Genomic DNA, 19,826 nt, shown 5'->3' on the forward strand with positions numbered 1-19,826 from the left:
GGGGCGTGCGAGATCGCCTTTGAGCCGGCGATCTCGCGGTGGGGGTCGGTGGGGTGTCGAACACCTACTGTGCCGGCGGTTGAGCAGGCTGCGAGAACCCCAGGAACTCCTGCTGTTCACGGTCGTAACGCTGTGTGAGGCCGTTGCCGTAGCGCTCCCACCAGTTCTGGGTGTGCCCGCCCTGCGTGGTGGTCGTGGCGCCGTAGACCTGGCGGTCGTACTCGATGCGGGCGTCGTGGAAGTCCTGTTGGAACTGCTCGGGGGTGAGGCCCTGGATGTGCTGGACGGCAGCCGGGTCGAGGGTGCCCGCGCTGCGGACGATGTCGGCGCCGCCCATGTGGTTGAGGATGGCGCGCACGCCGCCGCCGCCGCGCATGTGCGCGCCGGACATCACGGCGGCCTGGGTGCCGGGGTCGGTGAAGTCGAGGGCGCCGGCCGTGCGGGCGTTGGCCGACATGAGGCGCGCGACGACGGCGTGTTCCTCGGCGCTGCCGATGCCGTACTGGTTGCGCGCGGCCATGATCTCGTCGTAGCCGTTGTGCATGTTCTGGCGGAAGCCGTAGACCTCGGGCACGCCGCCCTGCTCGCCGGTCGCGCCTTCCGACCGCATGATCGAGTCGACGACGCGGTCGTCCAGCTGCGTCGGAGCGGCGGCCGGTGCGGCAGCCGGTGCGGCCGCGCCACCACCAGCAGCAGCCTGGGTACCGCCACCAAGCCCCTGCGCCACGGCCGTGTCGGCGTCGGTGTACCCCTGCACCGCCGACTGCACCTTGCCGCTGACTTCGCCGATGAGGTTCACAAACTTGCCGAGCGAGGAGACCAGCTGCGACTGCAGCGTCGAGTTCGCCGCGGCCACCCCGCTGCCGATCCCGGCGAACGAGAGCGCGTCGATCACGAGTGACTCGAGGTCGCGCGTCGAGGACAACGCCGAGGAGCCCAGGCTCTCCACGTTTTTCACGATCGACGACACTTCGGGCGAGCTCACCCGGTAGCTTCCCGCTGTCATGCCTGCTCCGTCCGACTCGGTTGCTTTCCCGTCGAGAATTCCCCACCGACCGCGCCGGGCACACGGTCGAATTACCCACTCGCGGACCCCGCCCGTATCGAATCGGACCCGGGTGGGTATTTGTGGCATATGGAGGCGGACGAAACCCGGCACGAGCGGGTCGACGAGGAGATCGAGCGGCTGGACGAGAGGCTGTGGTCGATCGCCCGCGCGCTGCACGTCGACCCCGAGCCGGCGAACGCCGAGCACGAGGCCGTCCACGCGCTGACCGGCGAGCTGGCCGAGGCGGGCTTCGCCGTCGAGCACGGCGTGGCGGACCTGCCCACGGCGTTCACCGCGCGCCACGGCGAAACCCGGCCGTGCGTGGCGCTGCTGCTGGAGTACGACGCGGTGCCCGGCCTCGGGCACGCGAGCGGGCGCAACCTCGTCGCGGCCGCCGGCCTCGGGGCCGCGCTTGCCGCGCGGGCCGTCACCGGCGACGAACGCGGCTCGATCCTCGTCGTCGGCTGCCCCGCCGCGGAACCGGCCACGGGCAAGGCCGCCCTCGCCGCCGCCGGGGTGTTCGACGACGTCGACGCGGCACTGGTTTTTCACCCCGGCACGCACTCCTGGACGTGGGCGCCGCTGACCGCCCGTACCGATGTGCGAGTGACCGTGCACGGCCGCGCCGCGCACCCGACCGCCGTACCGCGCCGCGGTGTCGACGCGGTGGCCACGCTCGTGCAGACCTTCACCGCCGTCGCGGCACTGCAGTCGCGGCTGCCCGCCGGCTTCCACGTGCAGGGCATCATCACGCGCGGCGGCGAGTCCACCGCCGTCGTGCCCGACCTGGCCGAGGCGTGGTTCGGGCTGTCCGCGCCGACCACCGCCGCGCTCGAAAAACTGGTGTCCGACGTGACGGCGTGCGCCGAGGGCTCGGCCCTGGCCACGGGCGCGAAAGCCGAAACCGACCGGCTCGGCGCCGGCTGCGCGAACTTCCGCGACAACCCCGTGCTGTCGGCCCACTTCGCCCGCCACCTCGCCGCGCGCGGCATCCACGCGACGCCGCCGGACCCGGGTGTGTTCCCCGGCTCCTCCGACGTCGGCGACGTCAGCCTGAAGGTGCCCACGATCCACCCCTTCGTCGCGATCCTCGACCCCGGCCACGCCGAGCGCACGCCGGAGTTCGCCGCGGCGGCCGCGTCCCCGCGGGCCCGTTCGGTGCTCCTCGCGGCGGCCGCGGCGCTCGGCAGGACCACTGTGGACCTGCTGGCGCACCCGGCGCTGGTGAGCCAGGCGTGGGATTGCTTCGCCGACCAGGCCCGCGCCGAGCGCACGGGCTGACCCCGACACGGACTCGGAAAGGACCACCATGGCCGACGTGCTCACCTTCGGGATCGAAGAAGAGTTCCTCGTCGTCGACGCCCGGGGACGCCCGGTGCACGCGGCCGAAGCCGTGCTGGACTCGGCCGGCGACAGCGGCGTGGGAGATCTCCAGCAGGAGCTCACCAAGTCGCAGGCCGAGACCGCGACCGGCATCTGCGTGACCGGCGACGAAGCCGGCGAGCAGCTGCGGGCGATGCGCACCTCGCTCGCCCGCGCGGCCGACCGGCGCGGGCTGCGGATCCTCCCCTGCGCGAGCCCGCCCGTCTCCGCCGGTGAGCTCCCGGCCATCACCGCGACCCCGCGCTACCGGCGGATGGCCGCGCACTTCGGCGCCACCGCGCGCACCACGCTCACCTGCGGCTGCCACGTCCACGTCGCCGTGCCCGACCCGGAGGCGGGCACGCGAGTGCTCGGGCACGTGCGGCCGTGGCTGCCCGCGCTGCTCACCGTCACGGCCAACTCGGCGATCGCGGACGGCATCGACACCGAGTACTGCAGCTGGCGCAACCAGGAATGGGCGCGCTGGCCCTCGGCCGGGCCCCCGCCGCGTTTCGCCTCGCACGCCGACTACGAGGGCGTCGTGGACGCGTGGCTGCGCGCGGGCGCGATCCTCGACCGCGGGATGGTCTACTGGGACGTGCGCCTCTCGGAGGAGCAGCCGACGATCGAGTTCCGCGTCGCCGATGTCGCCGCCACCGCCGAAGAGGCCACGCTGCTCGCCGTGCTGTGCCGCGCGCTCGTGGCCACGGTGCTCGACGCCGGCGATCCCCCGCACCTGTCCAACGAGGTGCTGCGCGGCCAGCTCTGGCGCGCCGCCCGCGAAGGCGTCATGGGCCATTGCCCCAACCCGGCCACCGGCGACCTGCTGCCTGCGGTGGAGGTGCTCAAACGGCTGGCCGAGTTCTGCGCGCCCGCGCTCCGTTCTGCCGGGGACACCGAGTTCGTCCGCGAAGGCCTCGCGCGGCTCGCTCGCGACGGCGGCGGAGCCGACCGCCAGCGCCGGCTCTTCGCCGAGCGGGAGAACGCCGCCGACGTCGTCGACCAGTTCGCCGTGGGCGCCGCAGAACCGAGACCGGCAACGGCCTGACCCGCCCGGACGGTGGTCGCGCCCACACACGGTTACGATGAGTGTTCAGCTTTCAAGTCCCGCCCCAGTCCCCGGCCCCAGAGGAAAGGCAGCGACATGCCTGTCGAGCCTCGGTTCGCCGGCCCGGTGCGGGTGCTGCTCGTCGAGGACCACGACATGGTGGCCCAGGCTCTCGAGCTCGCCCTGCAACGCTCCCCGGCGATTTCCGTGGTCGGACGCGCCAGCTCGCGCGAGGCCGCGACAGCCGACACGGCCCGGCTGCGGCCGGACGTCGTGGTGCTCGACCGGCGTCTGCCCGACGGCGACGCCGTGGCCGCGATCGGCGACCTCGCCGCGCTGGGCTCGCGCGTCCTCGTCCTCACCGGCGACGCCACCGCGGCCGTCGCCGCGCGCGTGGCCGAGGCCGGCGGCCAGGGGCTGCTGCTCAAGTCCGCGCCGCTCGATCAGCTGGAGTCGGCCGTGCAGCGCGTCGCCGAGGGCGAGGTCGTGTTCGACGCCGCCCTCCTGCCCGGCGTGCTCGACCGGCTCACCGGCCGGGCCCGCGGCAACGGCTCGGCGCTGACCGCGCGCGAGCGCGAGACGCTGCAGCTGCTCGCGGAAGGCGCCAGCACGGAGGAGATCGGCGACCGCCTCGGCGTCACCCGCAACACCACGCGCAACCACGTGCAGCGCGTGCTGGAGAAGCTCGGCGCGCGCTCGAAGCTCGAAGCGGTCGCCCTCGCACGGCGTGAGGGCCTGCTCGATTGATGCACCTGCGTCAGTGACGCGGTGTTGATCTGCGTCTGCCACCCGATGGGCGTTTCGCGCAGAGTGGCGACGTGGAGGTCCCTGCGCCCGTCGATGCCGAGTGCGCGCTGCCCGAGTCGGTGGCCGGTCTCGCGCTCGCGCGCGACTTCACCCGGGCGACTCTGACCGGCTGGGGTTTCGGCGCCGTGGCCGAGGACGCCCTGCTGATCGTGACCGAGCTGGCCACCAACGCCGTGCAGCACGGCGAGGGGAAACCCGTGCTGCGGCTCAAGTACGGCGACGCCGTGGTGCGGCTCGAAGTCGCCGACGAAAGCCCGGCGCTGCCCGCGACCCGTCCGCCCGGCCCGGACGGCGGGTGGGGCCTGCGACTGGTGCAGGAGCTCTCACTCGAGTGGGGCGTCGCGCCCTGCGCACGAGGGAAGGTCGTCTGGTGTGAACTGGGCCGCACTCCTCGCGCGTGAGCCAAAAGCTGCTCCGCTGACGTGGATGGGGCAGAGTTGGGGCATGGACGAACCCGCCGGCGACGACCTCGGCATGCTGGTGCGCGGCGTTCTCGACTACGCGATCTTCATGCTCGACCCGACCGGCCGCGTCGTCAGCTGGAACGCGGGCGCCGAACGCATCAAGGGCTACCGGGCCGAGGAGATCATCGGGCAGCACTTCTCCGTGTTCTACCCGCCGGAGGAGATCGCCGCGCGCAAGCCCGAACGCGAGCTCGAAACCGCGCTCGCCGAAGGCCGGCTCGAAGACGAAGGCTGGCGCCTGCGCAAGGACGGCACCCGGTTCTGGGCCAACGTCGTCATCACCGCCCTGTTCGACGACGAGGGAAACCACCGCGGCTTCGGCAAGGTCACCCGCGACATGACCGAACGCCGTGCCGCCGAACAAGCCCTGCGCGAGAGCGAGGAGCGCTTCCGCCTGCTGGTGCAGGACGTGGTCGACTACGGCATCTTCATGCTCGACACGAGCGGCCACATCATCAGCTGGAACGCCGGCGCCCAGCGCATCAAGGGCTACCGCGCCCACGAGATCATCGGCCGGCACTTCTCCGTGTTCTACCCCGCCGAGGACATCGCCGCCCGCAAACCCGAACGCGAACTCGAAACCGCGCTCGCCGAAGGGCGGCTCGAAGACGAAGGCTGGCGCCTGCGCAAGGACGGCACCCGGTTCTGGGCCAACGTCGTCATCACCGCCCTGTTCGACGACACCGGAACCCATCGCGGCTTCGGCAAAGTCACCCGCGACATGACCGAACACCGCACCGCCGAACAAGCCCTGGTTCAGCGGCGCCGGCTGGTCGGGCACCTCGTGGACGCCCAGGAGGTGGAACGGCGGCGCATCGCGTGGGACGTGCACGACGATTCGATCCAGTCGATGGTCGCCGTCGGCATGCGGTTGCAGCTGCTGGCCGACCGGCTGCCCGAGGAGCACCGCGAGGGCGTGCACGCGCTCGACGAGTCGGTGCGCGCGGCGGTGGGCCGGCTGCGCACGCTCGTCTCCCGGCTGCGTCCGCCGGACCTGGACCGCCACGGGCTCGTGGTCGCGCTCACCGGTCACCTCGAAGAGATCCTGCCCGGCTGGGGGCTGGCGTACACGCTGCACCAAGGCCTCACGGCCGAGCCCACCTCGGAAGCCGCCGTGACGGGGTACCGGATCTGCCAGGAAGCGCTCACCAACGTGCACAAGCACGCCCGCGCGTCGCGAGTGGAGGTTTCGTTGTCCACAGTAGACAGGGGCACGCTGTTCCGCGTGACCGACGACGGGGTCGGCACCGCCGTCACCGGTACCGACCCCGGCCGCGACCACTTCGGGCTGATCGAGATGCGTGAACGCGCCGAGTCGGCCCACGGCTGGTGGTCGATGTCCAGCGAACCCGGTGAAGGGACGACCGTGGAGTTCTGGCTGCCGAGTGCCCCGGACGAGCAGCGGTGACCGGCCCCCTGCGCGTCGTGATCAGCGACGACGACGACATGATCCGCGACGCCCTGCGCGAGGTGCTCGACGACCAGCCCGACATCGAGGTCGTCGGAGTCGGGCGCGACGCCGAAGACGCGATCACGCTCGCCGAGCGCCACCGGCCCGCCGTCGCGGTGCTCGACGTGCGCATGCCCGGCGGAGGCGGGGCCCACGCCGCGCGTGAGATCGCGGCCCGCTGCCCGGGGACGGCGGTGCTCGCGTTCTCCGCCTACTCCGACCACGCGTCCATGGCCTCCATGGAGAGCGCGGGCGCCGTCGAGTACCTCGCGAAGGGTGTGCCGAACCGCGAGATCGTCGCGGCGGTGCGGCGGCTGGCCGGACGGTAGCCGCGCGCTCACGAGGGGTTCCGGTCGCCGGGACCGGCGTGCGTCCGATCGGAGCCACTTTGCGCCGGATCGCCCGTGTGGCAGGAAATTCACCCGAAAGTGGGGTGTGACGCGACCCGGAACCGGGTAGCCGATGCTCGCCCCTGGGCGATCCCCTTCCCCGGCGACAGAGAGGGTGTCCGTCGTGAGCAGCTTCGTGGATGCGGACCTCGGCGTGGACCACGGCTTCGACCGCGCGTTGCGCGGCTACCTCGCCCGGGTCGCCGCCGCGGTCGGCGTAGGACTGGAGTCCTGCACGGTCGACCTCGACGTGCCCGTCTCGGCCTACGTCGCCCTCGACCGGCGGCTCGAGCGGTTCCCCGACCGGGACCTGGCGCTGCTGTGGGACGAGGTGCACGGCTGGTCGGCGGCGATCGAGGCCTCGTGCGGGGAGGACCTGATCGTGCTGGCCTACCTCGATGGTGACGACGTGCTCGCCGCGCCCGCCGCCGTCGAGCGCTTCCTGGGGGCGCTGCGCACGGCCGACCACTCCCTCGGCCGCCCCGACCCGCGCAAGCTGCGCCGCGCGGGTGGGCACGACGAGCTGCTGGAACGCCTGGCCTGACGCGGGGCGATGCGTCGGCGTGGGCGAAAGCGGGTAGTCCCCGGTCGGGAAAGGAGCGCGTCATGGCACCGAAACGGCCCGTCTGGAGCGGCTCGCTGACCCTCGGCCTGGTGACGGTGCCGGTGCGGCTCTACAGCGCGATCGAGGACCACACCGTGCACTTCCGCCAGTTCGAGCGCGGCACGAGCGACCGCATCCGCTACCGGCGGGTGAACGAGCGCACCGGCGACGAGGTGGAGCTGGCCGAGATCGTGAAGGGCTACGAGCTCGACGACGGCGACTACGTGCTGGTCGAGCCCGAGGAGCTCGACGACATCGCCCCCGGGCGCAGCAAGTCGCTCGACGTGGAGGCGTTCGCCGACCTCGCCGACATCGACCCGATGTTCTTCGACCGCACCTACTGGCTCGCACCCGCGGGCTCCGACTACGACAAGCCGTACTCGCTCCTGCTGGCGGCGATGGCGAAGACGGACAAGGCGGGCGTGGCCAAGTTCGTGCTGCGCGGGCGCGAGTACCTGGCGCTCGTGCGGGCCGGCGACGGGGTGATGCTGCTCGACACGCTGCACTTCGCCGCGGACCTGCGGGACCGGGAGAAGTCGCTGCCGGACCTGCCGGAGAAGGCGCCGGCGCGCGGCAAGGAGTTCGACATGGCCGTGGACCTCATCGAGGCCCTGACGGAGAACTGGCGGCCCGAGGACTACCGCGACACGTTCACCGACCGCGTCCACGAGCTGATCGAGGCCAAGCGCAAGGGCGACAAGGTCACGCCGGCCACCGAAGCCGCGGAGCCGACGAAGGTGGTCGACCTGTTCGAGGCCCTGCAGCGCAGCGTGAAGAACGGGAAGCCGCGCGGCAAGAAGGAGAAGGGGCCGCAGCTCGCGGACCTCACGAAGGCCGAGCTCGACGAGCTGGCCAAGGAACGCGAGATCAAGGGCCGCTCGAAGATGAAGCGCGCGGATCTGGAACGGGCGCTGGAAGAAGCGTCCTGACCGTCCTCGGAGGACACCGGGAGTTACCGGGGTTGCGCGAGCAGCCAGTCGAGCGCGGTGGGCAGCGCGTTGAGCACCGAGATGTGCCCGTCGCGGGGCCGCAGCCACAGCTGGGCGTCGGGCAGGTGGGCCAGCAGGTGCTGTGCGTGCGACGCGGGGACCACGCGGTCGGCACCGCCTTGCACCAGCAGGACCGGCGTGCGCACGTCGGCGAGCTCGAAGCCCCAGCCGGACGCGTAGGCGACGTCGTCGTCGACCTCTCCGTCGTGGCCCGCGCCGCCGGCTTCCCCGGCGTCTGCGCCGAGCGGTCCCCACGCGCCTTCCAGCGCCGCCCAGTCGGTCGCGACGAAGCTCTCCGGGTCGAACTCGTGCGTGAGCGCGTGGGCCATCCGTGCTTCGCGGCCTTCGCGGGCCGCGCGCAGCGAAGTCGGGTCGGCCATGCCGGCGAACCAGTCGAAGTCCTCGGTGTACGGCGCGACCCCGGCCAGTGCCACGGCCGCGGTGACGCGGTCCGGCAGCTGCGCGGCGGCCGCCAGCGCGTGCGACCCGCCGCCCGAAGCGCCGACCACCGCGAAGCGGCCGAGACCCAGCGCGTCGGCTGCCAGGCGCACGTCCTCGGCCGCGGACCCGATGGTGCGGCCCGGCACCGTGCTCGACCCGCCGTAGCCCGGGCGGCCGTAGGAGACGACCCGGATCCCGCGGGCGTCCGCGGCCTGCAGGACCGGTGCCAGCAGCGCTCCGGTCTGCGGCGTGCCGTGGAGCCAGACCACCGTGAGGGCGTCGCCGCGGCCGCTGTCGTGCACGCGCAGCACGCGGTCGCCGGCGAGGGTCAGATCGTGTGAGGTCCCCATGCGCCGCGACTCTAGCGGCCCGCGCGCGTGAGGGAACGGCGTTCACGGGGTACCTCGCGAGGTATGGACTCAGACGCGCACCCCGACCTCCGGCTCGACGACACCGCGGCCGAGCACCTCGAACCCGACCGCGCGACGCTGGACGCGGTCGGCAAGATCACCGAGGCGCTGGAGACCGTCGAGATCGCTCGCGGCCACCTCTACGAGTTCCACCAGCTCACCGGCGCCGCGGACCGCAAGCTCGCCGACGGCATCACCATGCTGCGCGACGCGGGCCACGCCACGCACGCCGACCGGCTCACCGAGCACCTGCTGGGCCGCAATGTGCTGCACGGGCGCTGGACGTTCCAGATCGTCGAGGAGTACGACACCACGTACTACCGGGCGTTCCACGACCACGAGACGCGCGTGCGCGAGCTCACCCGCGGCGTCCGCCACCTCGCCGAGGCCCGTGTGAAGCGCGAGAGCCGCACGCCCGGGCTGCCGGGCCACGAAGCCACCCCGAACTCCTCGGACTGAGCCACCGTCTCGAACCCCCACCGCGCGAACCCACCGCTTGAACCTGCAGCGCCTCGGAAACGACGCGGCACAAGCCTTCCCGCTAAGGTTTCGGTGAACCGACCGCGCGAGTGGAGGCACCAGGATGAGCAACGTCGAGACCGAGCCACCCGTCCTGGACTGCGGGGACGACGCGGCCGGCCACGGCGGGGTCGAAGTGCTCGGCGCGCGGGACGTGCCGCTGGGCGGGCCGCGCGCGATGAAGGTGCGCCGCACGCTGCCGCAGCGCAAGCGTTCGCTCGTCGGCGCCTGGTGTTTCGCCGACCACTACGGGCCCGACGACCCGCGCACGACCGGCGGCATGTCCGTCGGCTCGCACCCGCACACCGGCCTGCAGACGGTGAGCTGGCTGTTCGCCGGCGAGATCGAGCACCGCGACAGCCTCGGGTCCCACGCGATGATCCGCCCGGGCGAGCTGAACCTCATGACCGGCGGCCACGGCATCTGCCACTCCGAGGTGTCGACGCCGGAGACCACCACGCTGCACGGCGTGCAGCTGTGGGTCGCGCTGCCCGACGCCCACCGCCACGCCGGGCGCGACTTCCAGCACTACGCCCCGCCCGCCACCGACCTCGGCGGCGCCACCGCGCGCGTTTTCCTCGGCACACTCGCCGGTGAGACGTCACCGGTCAAGACGTTCACGCCATTGCTCGGCGCGGAGCTGGTCCTGGAGCCCGGCGCTCGTGTGACGCTCGACGTCGACCGCGAGTACGAACACGGCGTGCTCGTCGACACCGGCGAGGTCACCTTCGCCGGTTCGGCCCTGCACAGCACCGACCTCGGTTACCTGGGCACCGGCCGCGCCACCCTCGAGCTCGCGAACACCGGCGAAGGCCGGGCGCGCGTGATGCTGCTCGGCGGGCCGCCGTTCGGCGAGGAGATCGTGATGTGGTGGAACTTCGTGGCCCGCACGCACGAGGAGATCGTGGAGTACCGCGAAGCTTGGCAGGCCCAGTTACCGCAGTTCGGCGCCATCCCCGAGGTGCCGGGCGACCCCGCGCGGCTGCCCGCGCCGGTCCTGCCCAACGTGCGGATCAAGCCGCGCCGCAACCCCTGACGAGCGCCGCGAAGATCCGGTCCACGTCCTCGCGCCCGGTCCGCCAGTTGCTGAACGCGGCCCGCAGCGCGGGCACGCCCGCGTAGACCGTCGGCGTCACGAACGTCTCGCCCTCGGCGGCGACGGCGCGCACCACGGCGTCGATGCGCTCCTGCGTCGGATTCTCGGCCAGCGTGAAGCACACGACGTTGAGCCGCACCGGCGCGAGCAGCCGCCACTGCGGCGTCTCCGCCAGGCGGTCGCCGAGGTCCCGGGCGTGCGCGACGCAGCGTTCCACGATCTCCCGCTGCCCGGCCCGGCCGTACGCGGCGAGCGTGCACCACGCGGCCAGCGCCCGCAGCCGCCGTGACGATTCGGGCGTGCGGTGCACGAAGTCCGGGTTGTCGCCCGGGTGGCCGAGGTACGCCGCCGAGTTCTGGAACACGCGCACCTGCAGGTCGAGCCGGCGGCTGAACTGGATCGCCGAGTCGTAGGGCACGTTGAGCCACTTGTGCAGGTCGACGCACACCGAGTCGGCCAGCTCCAGCCCTTCGACGAGCCCCGCGTGCTCGGGCGAGAGCGCGGCGAACCCGCCGAACGCGGCGTCGACGTGCAGCCAGAACGGGTACTTCGCCTTGAGCGCCGCGATCGCCCGCAGGTCGTCGAAGTCGACGGTGTTCACCGTGCCCGCGTTGGCGATCACAATTGCGGGCCGCCCGCCCAGCTCGGCGAGCTCCCGGTCCAGCGCCTCGACGTCCACGGCCTCCCGCTCGGGCTGCACGGTCACCGGCCGCAGGGCCGAGCGGCCCAGGCCCAGCACGGACATCGCCTTGAGCGCACTGGAGTGCGGTGACCCGCTGAGCACCTCGACCGGGCCGAGTGCGGCAACCCCGGCGTCGGCGACCGTGACGCCGAGCCGCTCCCCCAGCCACTCGCGCCCGATCGCCAGACCGACCACATTGGACATCGTCGCGCCGGACACGAACGCGCCGCTGAACTCGGACCCCAGCCCGAACAGCTTCGTGAGCCAGCCGACCGTCTCGCGTTCGAGGTCCGAAGCCGAGGAATCCAGCGACGACACGGGGTTCTGGTCCGCCGCGGCCGTGAGCCAGTCGCCGGCCACCGCCGCGGGGGTCGCGCCACCCGTGACGAAGCCCAGGTACCGCGGCCCGGCGCTCGCGGCAAACCCTGGCGCCCAGCGGCGCCCGAACTCCGCGAGCGCGGCCCGCGCGCCCACCCCGTCCTCCGGCAGCTCGGCGGGCTCGAACGTCCCCGGCGGCACAGCCACCGGACGGTCCGCCACCCCCGCGAGCAGCTCGCCGGCCTGCTCACGCGCGGCATCGAGCAGCGCGGGCAGGCCGTCGAGGTCTTCGGCCAGCTTCGAGTACACAGCCACCTCCTGCGGCGACCCTAGCCGCGCGCGGCCACGCCCGTCGCAGGCCAATCCTCCGGAACTGGTCCGCTCAGCGGCTCAGGCGCGTCCGTGCCCGCCCCGGGTCGAAGTTCACCTTCCGCAGCGGACCGGCGACCAGCAGCACCAGCGCCACGGCCGATACGCCCGCCAGCACCAGAGCGGCCACGAACTGCGCCGACTCCGACGTGGCCGAGGCCAGCACCGCGAAACCGGCGAGCACCACGACCGTCGGGCCCGCCAGCGCCGCCACCGTGGCCGGCACCGGGACCCGCCGCCCGTCGGGCCGCCGGGCCGAGACGACCGCCGCGCCGGCACACACCACGGCGGCCACGAGGAGGCAGCCGCCCACGGTGTCGGAAAGCCGGTGCCAGCCGAGCGCGACGGTCGCCGCGGCGACCCAGGCGACGCCGAGTGAACCCACGGCGAGCACCCAGGTGCGCATCCGTGCGGGCAGCACCACCGCCAGCGCGAACAGCACCGCCGTCGCCGCGCTGACGTGCCCGCTCGGGAAGCTGTTGTGGCTCGCGACCGCGTAACCATCGAGGGTGGCGGGCCGGTCGAGCACGTAGATCTTGAGCAGCTGCGCGGCGACCAGCGGGGTCGCGAGCAGCACCAGCGCCGTCACGCCCAGGGCGAACCGGCGCCGCACCAACGCCAGCGCGAGGACCAGCACGGCGACCGCGCCGAGCAGCACCACGAGGTCCACGTCGCGCAACGGCACCGCCCAGTCCACAGTGGACGGGTCGGTGGCCTGTGCGCTGTGCACCACGCCGTTCTCCGCCTCCTGGCCCGCCGCCGTGCGCACGAAGAGCAGGTACGCCACGAGGAACGCGACCGCGCAGCCCACCGCGCTCGTGACGAGCAGCACGGTGCGCGACGGTGTCCGCGCCTCGATCGCGTGGCGCGGGGAGCCGGACGGGGTGATCGGGGGTGCCTCGGGGAACGTCACTGCCATGGACCCGAGTCTCGGCGCGAGATTTAGCGGTCGGGTCAGTGCCGTGTCATGGTTTTGCTACAAGATCGCCCCGGTTCGCCCCACACTGCGGTTTTCCGAATAATGGCCGGGGTGGCAGAGGTGTTGGTGGTCGAGGACGACGCGGCCGTACGGGAAGGACTCCAGCTGGCCCTGCGCAGGCAGGGCCACGTGGTGCACACCGCCGGTTCGGGCGAGGCGGGGCTGGACCTGGTCCGCAAGAACCTGCCCGACATCGTGGTGCTCGACCTGATGCTGCCCGGGATGGACGGGTTCGAGACGTGCCGCCGGATGCGCGCGCTGGGCGAGGTGCCCATCATCATGCTGACCGCGCGCAGCGACGACTTCGACGTGGTCGCGGGCCTGGAGGCCGGCGCCGACGACTACGTGGTGAAGCCGGTGCAACCGCGCGTGCTCGACGCGCGGATTCGCGCCGTGCTGCGTCGCGCGGTCGGCGATCACGACGCGCGCGCGGGCGAGGTCGAACGCCACGGCGAGCTGGTGATCGACCGCGCCGGCATGCTCGTGAAGAAGCGCGGTGAGCAGGTGGCACTCACGCCGACCGAGCTCAAGCTGCTGCTCGAGATCTCCCGCACGCCGGGCCAGGTGTACAGCCGCCGGCAGCTGCTCACCGCGGTGTGGGACCACGACTACCTCGGCGACTCCCGCCTGGTCGACGCCTGTGTGCAGCGGCTGCGGTCCAAGATCGAGGACGTGCCGGCGCGGCCCGACCACGTCCAGACCGTGCGGGGCTTCGGCTACCGGTTCGGCCGCTCGTGAGGCGTCCGCGGCTGCGGCCGTGGCTCTCGGGGCTGCGGCCCCGGCTGGTGCTGTCCTTCGCGGCGATGACCCTGGTCGGCGCGGCCGCCGCGGCCGGCGCCAGCTACGTGACGGCCCGTACGACGATCCTGCAGGGCGTGCAGGACCCGGCCATGGTCCAGCTGCGCGACCAGGTGACCGCGTACCTGCCGCAGATGACGCTGCCGCCGGACCAGCGCCAGCTCGACAACCTCGCCGACAACCTCAAGGGCACCACCGTCGCGGTCTACCGGGACCTGCGTTCGCGGTCGGGGCTCGACCCCTCGGAGCTGCCCGCCGACCTGCGCGAGGAGGTCGCCGCCGGCGGCACGATCCAGTTCAAGCGGGTGATCAAGGGCGACACCCCGCTTCTGATGGTCGGGATGCCGGTGCTGCAGCGCGGCGACAACGGGGTGGCGCACACGGGCGTCGAGGTCTACTCGATGGTGTCGCTGGCCGCCCAGCAGACCGCGATCGACCAGCTGGCCACCCGCGCGTGGCAGACGGCCGCGCTGGCGCTGCCGATCGCCGTCGCGCTGGCGCTGCTGGCCGCCCGGCAGGTGCTGCGCCCGGTGCGCGCGCTGAACACCGCGGCGCGCAAGCTCGGCCACGGGCAGCTCGACGTCCGCCTGCGCGCCAAGGGTTCCGACGAGCTGGCCCAGCTCGTGACCACTTTCAACAGCACCGCGGCAGAGCTCGAACGCACCGTCGGCACGCTGCGGGAGATGGAAGCCGACGCGCGCCGCTTCGTCGCCGACGTCTCCCACGAGCTGCGCACCCCGCTGGCCGCGATGAACGCGGTGACCGACGTGCTCGACGAGGACGCCGAGCAGCTGCCCGCAGACACCGCCGTCGCCGCGCGCCTGGTGTCGACCGAAACGCGCCGGTTGACCCGGCTCGTGCAGGACCTGGTGGAGATCTCGCGGTTCGACGCCGGGCGCGCCGAGCTGCGGCTGGAGGCGTGGGACGTGGCGCAGGGCGTGACCGACAGCCTCGCTGCGCGCGGCTGGACCGCCGCCGACGGGATCGTCACCGACCTGCCGGCCGGCGTCGTCGCGACCGTCGACCCGCGCCGGCTCGACATCGTGGTCGCGAACCTCGTCGGCAACGCCCTGCGCCACGGCGAACCGCCGGTCGAGGTGCACCTGGCCGCCGACGCGCACACCGTGACGCTGGAGGTCACCGACCACGGTCCCGGCATCCCCGAGGCCGTGCTGCCCCACGTGTTCGATCGCTTCACCAAGGCCGACTCGGCGCGGGCGCGCTCGGAGGGCAGCGGGCTCGGCCTGTCCATCGCGCGGGAGAACGCCCGGCTGCACGGCGGCGACGTCGAGGCCGCCAACACCGGTTCCGGCGCGCGGTTCACCCTGTGGCTGCCCCGCCACCCCCGGCCCGGAGAGGCGCGATGAAGAAGCTCGTGACCGCGCTCGCCGTGCTCCTGCTCGTGAGCGCGTGCGGCATCCAGCCCACCGTCGTCGTGCCCGCCGGCCCCGCCCCGACCGCGGTCGGCCCCGGCGCCCGTGCGAACCAGCTGACGCTCTACTTCCTGGTCGACGGCCAGCTCGCCCCCGTCGTGCGCAGCTGGGGCAGCCCGGTGTCGCCGGAGCTGGCGGTGAACGAGCTGTTCCAGGGCCCCAGCCCGGTCGAGCAGAAGAGCGGGTATTACTCGCTCCTGTTCCCCGGCGACGGCCAGGTCACGATCGACACCAGCAGCGTGCCGCCGACGGTGTCCATCCCGTTCTCGATCAAGCCGCTCTACCTCGGCGTGGACCAAGTGGTCTGCACCACCGTCGCCGCGATGTCGGCGGCGGGGCTGCCCGTGGACCTGCGCGGCGTTTCGGTGGTCACGCCCGATTCACGCATCGGTCCGACGCTCTGCACCTTCTGAGCCGCTGACAGAAGCCGGTCAGGCGGGGTAGGCGCGCAGGGCCCGCGCGCCGGCCAGCGAACGCGCCCACCACTCCAGCTGATCGAGCAGCTTCTTCACCGCCGCACCGGTGGTTTCGGCGTCGGTGGGGCTGCCGGACTCGTCGAACCGGCCGTGGGCGCCGTGGAAGCTCACGGTGTCGCGGATGGTCACCGCGTGCAGCTCGGCGAAGACCGGACGCAGGTGCTCCACCGCGCGCAGGCCGCCGGAAAGTCCGCCGTACGCCACGAAAGCGACCGGTTTGGCCTGCCACTCCGAGCGGAACCAGTCGATTGCGTTCTTGAGCGGCGCCGGGTAGCTGTGGTTGTACTCCGGCGTGATCACGACGAACGCGTCGGCCGCGGCGAGCCGGGCCGCGAGGCGCCCGACCTCCGGCGCGGGCTCGGACCCGAACGCGGGAAACGCCAGTGGCAGAGCCAGATCGGCGCAGTCGACCACGTCCACCTCGAACCCGCCGTGCGCGGCGGCCTCGCGGGTGAACCAGTTCGCGACCGTCGGCGCGAACCGTCCTTCCCGGACACTGCCGACGATCACGGCAACCCGGACGGGAACTTCCGACACGATTGTTCTCCTCGAATCACCGTGCGGGACCGGGTGTCCCGCACGGAACCGAGTCTGGAACTTCAAGCTCACTTGAAGTCAAGCTATCCTCGCCTGCATGACCAAGACGGAGCTGCCCGAGCTGACCGTGGGCGAGCTGGCGCACCGCACCGGGGTGCCCGCCTCGGCCCTGCGCTTCTACGAGGACGAGAAGCTGATCCGCAGCAGGCGCACGGCGGGCAACCAGCGCCGTTACCGCCGCGACACGCTGCGACGTGTCACGTTCATCCGGATGTCGCAGCGGGTGGGCATGCCGTTGTCGCAGATCCGCGAGGTCCTCGCGCTGCTGCCGGACGACCGCACCCCCACCCGCGCCGACTGGGCCCGCATCTCCCACTGCTGGCGCGAGGACCTCGACGAGCGCATCCGGCAGCTGGAGCAGCTGCGCGACCAGCTCACCGACTGCATCGGCTGCGGCTGCATGTCGCTCACCAAGTGCCGGCTCGCGAACCCCGGAGACCGCCTCGGGCGCGAAGGCCCGGGGCCGAGGCGGCTCCCGGACCACCGCGGGGACGGCTACCCGTGACGCTCAGCCCAGCACGAGGCCGCGCACGTAGGCGGCCTGCCCGGCGTGCTGCAGGTCGTCCGAAAGCACGCTGATCAGCCGCACGCCCAGCGTCACGGGCGGGTCCCAGCGCTCGTCGACGACGGCGTCGAGCGCCGTGCCCTCGAGGCCGCCGACCCACGCCACGGTGTGCTCGTGCACGGCGTCGTAGTAGCCGGTCAGCAGCTTGGGGTCGTCGATCTGCACGGCGGCGACGTCGTCGCTGCTGTGCGCGTACCCCGTGTCCGCCGGCGGGAAGGGCAGGCCGAAGCGGCGGTGCCAGTCCTGCGCGGTCCAGATCTGCCCGGTGCCCGCGACGTCGGCCACGTGGTCGTCCTGCACGCGCGTGAGGTGCCAGACGAGCCAGGCGATCGAGTTGGCGCCCGGCCCGGGCCGGGCGACGAGCTGGTCGCCGGTCAGGCCGTCGACCGACTGGTGCACGACCTCCTGGATCCGGCCGAAGCCGTCCACGAGCAGATCGGCCACGTTCATCCGTAGTCCTCCTCGGTTCGTTCCTGCCTGCTACCCCGATCATGCCGCACGCAAACCGCCGCGCCGCCACCGAATTCCGGCGGTCTGGCGCGGCGGCGGGCCGGCCCGGCGGTCCGGCTACGCTCCGAGCAGCTGGTCGAAGAACGAGCGGTAGCGGCGCAGCGCGATCCGCAGGTCCTCCGTGGCGGGCTCGCCGTCGCGCCACTGCGCTTCCAGCTCACCCTTGTGCTCGGCGAAGGTCTCGGCCAGCGAGCTGATCACGGAGGCGACGAGCTCGTCGGCGTCACGCACGGCGCGGCGGGGGTCGTCGACGAAGTCGGTCTGCACCTCCTGCCAGCGGTTGCGGAAGCGGTCGACGTCGCCGCCTTCGAACAGCGGCGGAGCGCCGTCGGTGCGGGCGCCCCAGTCCGCGGAACTTCTGTCCGCGGCACGGTCGTCCACGTCACCGATGTCCCTCGCACCGGTGTCCACATCGGACACTTCGCGCGAGCGTTCTCCGGGAAGGTCCCGACGTTCGTCGGCGCGGGGCTTTTCGGCGGCACCCGCCAGATCGGCGGTGCTCAGTCCCCGGGTCTCCTGGTCGGTCATGTCAGCGGTCTCCGTTCCGTTCGTGGGCGCCGCGGTGGTTGCCGCCGCGCGCGGCGGTGTGCTCGCGGCGGCGCTCGACGGTGTCCTCGTCGGTGCGGCTGTCGGCACGGGTGTCCGTGCGGCTTCCGGCGCCGGTGTCATCGGTCAGCAGGTCCTCGAACACGGTGCGGTAGTGCACCATCGCCGAGCGCAGTTCCTCTGTGGACAGTGCTGTCTCCGAGTGGCGGCGGTGCGTCTCGTGCGCCGCGCGGTAGTGTTCCAGCGTGCGCGAGTGGCGCACGGACAAGTCGGAAAGCTGCTGGTCGTAGCCCTCGGTCGGGTAGCCGCGCTCGGACATCACGGCCACGAGCAGGTCGTCGGCCTCGTCGAGCGCGCCGGCGGGCTGGTCCACGAACTTCTCCTGGATCAGCGCCCAGTGCTGGGCGTAGCGCTCGCGCGCCGAGGCCGAGAGCGGCCGGATGTCGAGGTCGCGGTGGCGGCGTTCGCGTTCGGCCAGCTCCCGTTGCGCCGCACGCGGGCTGTCGCTCTCCTCGACCGCGCGCGAGTACTCGGAACCGAACTGCTGCTGCAGTCGTTTTCGCTGCCGTTCCTGGACGACGAGCCACGCGACGGCGCCGATCACCACGACGGCGACCACCACGATCACGACAATGAGCCAAGTGGGCATCGCACGAACTCCTTCACGGATTTTGTCGAGCCCCCCGTACCGGTCGGATGCCCGCCGCTGCCCGGGCGAAACGCGAATGCCGCCGGATGAACGGCGTTTTCGGCCGAGTGGCGGAGCGCGAGCCGCCGGATGAGGTACGGTTCGGACATCAGGGCGAAACCCGGCGGACGGGAGGACGGCGCGTGGACACCACCGTGCGGCTCGCTTCCGGCGCGCTCCGCGTCGTGTCCGGCTTCGACACCGTCGCCGGCGTCCCCATCCCCGGCTGGGCCGGCACGCTGTTGGCCGTGGTGTGCATCATCGCGGCGCTCGCGGTCCTGCTGCTGATCGTGCGCAACCGGCGGCGCTGAGCCGTTTCGCGGCTGCTCAGCGGAGGTAGTTGCTGACCTCGATGAGGTTCTCGTCCGGGTCACGGAAGTAGACGCTGCGGATGTCGCCCGTGGCACCGGTGCGCTCCACCGGTCCCTCCTCGATCGGCACGCCCGCCCGGCGCAGTTCTTCGATCACGGCGTCGAGCGCGTTTTCGGTGATGAGGCACAGGTCCGCGCTGCCCGGCGTCGGGCGAAGTGCCTTGGGTTCGAACTCGTGGCCCGCCTGGTGCAGGTTGATCTTGCTGGTGCCGAAGGCCAGTGCCTTGCGCCCGCCCTTGAACGTCACCTCCGCCATGCCGAGCACCCGCGTGTAGAAGGCCACTGTGGCCTCGACGTCGGCGACAGTGAGCACGAGGTGGTCCAGACGGTCGATGCGCATCGGGTGTCCCCTTTTCGACGGGCGGGTCAGGCGCGGGTGAAGCGGGTCGTGATCACGTGGTCCTTCGCCGGGCCGGCGACCACCCACTCCTGGCGCCAGTGATCGGCGTCGAACACGCGGTACTCGCCGCGGTAGAGGTCGTCGCGGCACGGGTGGTCGGTGCTCCACCGACCGGTGGCCAGGTCGAGGTCGTGGAAGAACCCGCCGTGGTCGAAGTGCACGGCGGCGCGCGCGCCGTCGGGGTGGTAGAGCAGGGTGCGGCTCACCGGGCCGGTGTAGCCGGCCAGCCGCAGCTCGCCGGTCTCGTAGTAGACGAGGACGCCGTCGCGGGCACTGTCTCGGGTGAACGTCGCGGTGCCGGTGACCTCGCCCATCGGCTCGCCGTCGGCGGCCACGATGTCGCGCGAGAGCCGCCAGGTGCCGGCGAAGTGCGCGGCGAGGTCGGTGATCGCGAAGTCCACCCCGCCATTCTGCGCCCGCGCGTGCGACGTGACGCGGTGGCGGGGCGGGGATCACACACAGCGTGA

Annotated in this window: 25 protein-coding genes; 15 read left to right on the forward strand and 10 right to left on the reverse strand. The window is 72.6% G+C overall.

Annotated features, from left to right (window positions below; genetic code table 11):
* Positions 1-64: 64 nt before the first annotated feature.
* The gene (locus AB0H62_RS14345) at positions 65-1,006 is read right to left on the reverse strand and encodes a hypothetical protein (RefSeq protein ID WP_360586310.1); all 942 of its coding nucleotides are present in this window, start codon (positions 1,004-1,006) and stop codon (positions 65-67) included.
* Between the two features lie 129 nt (positions 1,007-1,135).
* On the opposite strand from AB0H62_RS14345, the gene AB0H62_RS14350 reads away from it, so the two are divergent.
* The 8 genes from AB0H62_RS14350 (at position 1,136) to AB0H62_RS14385 (ending at position 8,101) form a co-directional block, all read left to right on the forward strand.
* On the forward strand, positions 1,136-2,329 hold the full coding sequence (locus AB0H62_RS14350; protein ID WP_360586312.1) for a peptidase dimerization domain-containing protein: 1,194 nt from the start codon (positions 1,136-1,138) through the stop codon (positions 2,327-2,329).
* A 28-nt stretch (positions 2,330-2,357) separates the two neighbouring features.
* Positions 2,358-3,458, forward strand: coding sequence for a glutamate--cysteine ligase (locus tag AB0H62_RS14355; protein WP_360586314.1), 1,101 nt, complete (start codon positions 2,358-2,360; stop codon positions 3,456-3,458).
* Between the two features lie 96 nt (positions 3,459-3,554).
* Positions 3,555-4,205, forward strand: a complete 651-nt coding sequence (locus AB0H62_RS14360; RefSeq protein WP_360586316.1) for a response regulator transcription factor — start codon at positions 3,555-3,557, stop codon at positions 4,203-4,205.
* A gap of 71 nt (positions 4,206-4,276) precedes the next feature.
* On the forward strand, positions 4,277-4,666 hold the full coding sequence (locus AB0H62_RS14365; protein ID WP_220242167.1) for an ATP-binding protein: 390 nt from the start codon (positions 4,277-4,279) through the stop codon (positions 4,664-4,666).
* A 43-nt stretch (positions 4,667-4,709) separates the two neighbouring features.
* Positions 4,710-6,137 carry a PAS domain S-box protein gene (locus AB0H62_RS14370; RefSeq protein ID WP_360586318.1) on the forward strand — a complete coding sequence of 476 codons (1,428 nt, stop codon included), beginning with the start codon at positions 4,710-4,712 and terminating at the stop codon, positions 6,135-6,137.
* Positions 6,134-6,508, forward strand: coding sequence for a response regulator transcription factor (locus AB0H62_RS14375; RefSeq protein WP_255638189.1), 375 nt, complete (start codon positions 6,134-6,136; stop codon positions 6,506-6,508). Before AB0H62_RS14370 ends, AB0H62_RS14375 begins: the two co-directional genes overlap by 4 nt.
* 184 nt (positions 6,509-6,692) lie before the next feature.
* Positions 6,693-7,112 (forward strand): DUF6292 family protein, encoded by a 420-nt coding sequence (locus AB0H62_RS14380; RefSeq protein ID WP_360586321.1) that lies wholly within the window; start codon positions 6,693-6,695, stop codon positions 7,110-7,112.
* Between the two features lie 62 nt (positions 7,113-7,174).
* The gene (locus AB0H62_RS14385; protein ID WP_360586323.1) at positions 7,175-8,101 is read left to right on the forward strand and encodes a Ku protein; all 927 of its coding nucleotides are present in this window, start codon (positions 7,175-7,177) and stop codon (positions 8,099-8,101) included.
* Positions 8,102-8,124: 23 nt separating this feature from the next.
* Here AB0H62_RS14385 and AB0H62_RS14390 read toward each other — a convergent pair whose 3' ends face one another.
* Positions 8,125-8,952 (reverse strand): alpha/beta hydrolase, encoded by an 828-nt coding sequence (locus tag AB0H62_RS14390; RefSeq protein ID WP_360586325.1) that lies wholly within the window; start codon positions 8,950-8,952, stop codon positions 8,125-8,127.
* Positions 8,953-9,015: 63 nt separating this feature from the next.
* Here AB0H62_RS14390 and AB0H62_RS14395 point away from each other — a divergent pair, with 63 nt between their 5' ends.
* Positions 9,016-9,471 carry a hypothetical protein gene (locus tag AB0H62_RS14395; protein ID WP_220242172.1) on the forward strand — a complete coding sequence of 152 codons (456 nt, stop codon included), beginning with the start codon at positions 9,016-9,018 and terminating at the stop codon, positions 9,469-9,471.
* 124 nt (positions 9,472-9,595) lie between these two features.
* Positions 9,596-10,567, forward strand: a complete 972-nt coding sequence (locus tag AB0H62_RS14400) for a pirin family protein (RefSeq protein ID WP_360586326.1) — start codon at positions 9,596-9,598, stop codon at positions 10,565-10,567.
* Here the strand turns inward: AB0H62_RS14400 and AB0H62_RS14405 are convergent.
* Both AB0H62_RS14405 and AB0H62_RS14410 read right to left on the reverse strand, forming a co-directional pair.
* A complete protein-coding gene (locus AB0H62_RS14405) occupies positions 10,545-11,936 on the reverse strand; it encodes a pyridoxal-dependent decarboxylase (protein ID WP_360586328.1) in 1,392 nt (463 codons plus the stop codon). The genes AB0H62_RS14400 and AB0H62_RS14405 overlap by 23 nt on opposite strands.
* Before the next feature lie 73 nt (positions 11,937-12,009).
* Positions 12,010-12,915: a phosphatase PAP2 family protein gene (locus tag AB0H62_RS14410; RefSeq protein WP_360586330.1), complete on the reverse strand. Its 906-nt coding sequence runs from the start codon at positions 12,913-12,915 to the stop codon at positions 12,010-12,012.
* Between the two features lie 111 nt (positions 12,916-13,026).
* Here AB0H62_RS14410 and AB0H62_RS14415 point away from each other — a divergent pair, with 111 nt between their 5' ends.
* Genes AB0H62_RS14415 through AB0H62_RS14425 form a run of 3 tightly spaced genes read left to right on the forward strand, consistent with a single transcriptional unit; the run spans position 13,027 to position 15,619 of the window.
* A complete protein-coding gene (locus AB0H62_RS14415) occupies positions 13,027-13,713 on the forward strand; it encodes a response regulator transcription factor (RefSeq protein ID WP_304504300.1) in 687 nt (228 codons plus the stop codon).
* Entirely contained in the window at positions 13,710-15,140 is a 1,431-nt protein-coding gene (locus tag AB0H62_RS14420; protein ID WP_360586333.1) for a HAMP domain-containing sensor histidine kinase, read from the forward strand. Before AB0H62_RS14415 ends, AB0H62_RS14420 begins: the two co-directional genes overlap by 4 nt.
* A complete protein-coding gene (locus AB0H62_RS14425) occupies positions 15,137-15,619 on the forward strand; it encodes a hypothetical protein (protein WP_220242177.1) in 483 nt (160 codons plus the stop codon). The genes AB0H62_RS14420 and AB0H62_RS14425 overlap by 4 nt, the downstream gene beginning before the upstream one ends.
* Before the next feature lie 18 nt (positions 15,620-15,637).
* Here the strand turns inward: AB0H62_RS14425 and AB0H62_RS14430 are convergent, their stop codons facing one another.
* A complete protein-coding gene (locus tag AB0H62_RS14430; RefSeq protein WP_220242178.1) occupies positions 15,638-16,219 on the reverse strand; it encodes an NAD(P)H-dependent oxidoreductase in 582 nt (193 codons plus the stop codon).
* Between the two features lie 97 nt (positions 16,220-16,316).
* On the opposite strand from AB0H62_RS14430, the gene soxR reads away from it, so the two are divergent.
* Positions 16,317-16,784 (forward strand): redox-sensitive transcriptional activator SoxR, encoded by a 468-nt coding sequence (soxR, locus tag AB0H62_RS14435; protein WP_220242179.1) that lies wholly within the window; start codon positions 16,317-16,319, stop codon positions 16,782-16,784.
* Between the two features lie 3 nt (positions 16,785-16,787).
* Here the strand turns inward: soxR and AB0H62_RS14440 are convergent, their stop codons facing one another.
* From AB0H62_RS14440 to AB0H62_RS14450, 3 genes are all read right to left on the reverse strand, one after another.
* The gene (locus AB0H62_RS14440; protein ID WP_220242180.1) at positions 16,788-17,294 is read right to left on the reverse strand and encodes a DUF664 domain-containing protein; all 507 of its coding nucleotides are present in this window, start codon (positions 17,292-17,294) and stop codon (positions 16,788-16,790) included.
* Positions 17,295-17,411: 117 nt separating this feature from the next.
* Positions 17,412-17,882, reverse strand: coding sequence for a hypothetical protein (locus AB0H62_RS14445; RefSeq protein WP_360586336.1), 471 nt, complete (start codon positions 17,880-17,882; stop codon positions 17,412-17,414).
* A gap of 1 nt (position 17,883) precedes the next feature.
* Entirely contained in the window at positions 17,884-18,549 is a 666-nt protein-coding gene (locus tag AB0H62_RS14450) for a hypothetical protein (protein WP_255638193.1), read from the reverse strand.
* 182 nt (positions 18,550-18,731) lie between these two features.
* Between AB0H62_RS14450 and AB0H62_RS14455 the strand changes: the two genes are divergently transcribed.
* Positions 18,732-18,899: a hypothetical protein gene (locus AB0H62_RS14455; protein ID WP_220242181.1), complete on the forward strand. Its 168-nt coding sequence runs from the start codon at positions 18,732-18,734 to the stop codon at positions 18,897-18,899.
* Positions 18,900-18,915: 16 nt separating this feature from the next.
* On the opposite strand, the gene AB0H62_RS14460 is transcribed toward AB0H62_RS14455, so the two are convergent.
* Together AB0H62_RS14460 and AB0H62_RS14465 are read right to left on the reverse strand one after the other, a co-directional pair.
* Positions 18,916-19,299 (reverse strand): VOC family protein, encoded by a 384-nt coding sequence (locus AB0H62_RS14460; RefSeq protein WP_360586339.1) that lies wholly within the window; start codon positions 19,297-19,299, stop codon positions 18,916-18,918.
* Between the two features lie 26 nt (positions 19,300-19,325).
* Positions 19,326-19,760 carry a DUF6314 family protein gene (locus tag AB0H62_RS14465; protein ID WP_220242183.1) on the reverse strand — a complete coding sequence of 145 codons (435 nt, stop codon included), beginning with the start codon at positions 19,758-19,760 and terminating at the stop codon, positions 19,326-19,328.
* Positions 19,761-19,826: the final 66 nt, after the last annotated feature.

It is taken from the genome of Amycolatopsis sp. NPDC050768 (genome assembly GCF_040654155.1).
Lineage (GTDB): Bacteria > Actinomycetota > Actinomycetes > Mycobacteriales > Pseudonocardiaceae > Amycolatopsis.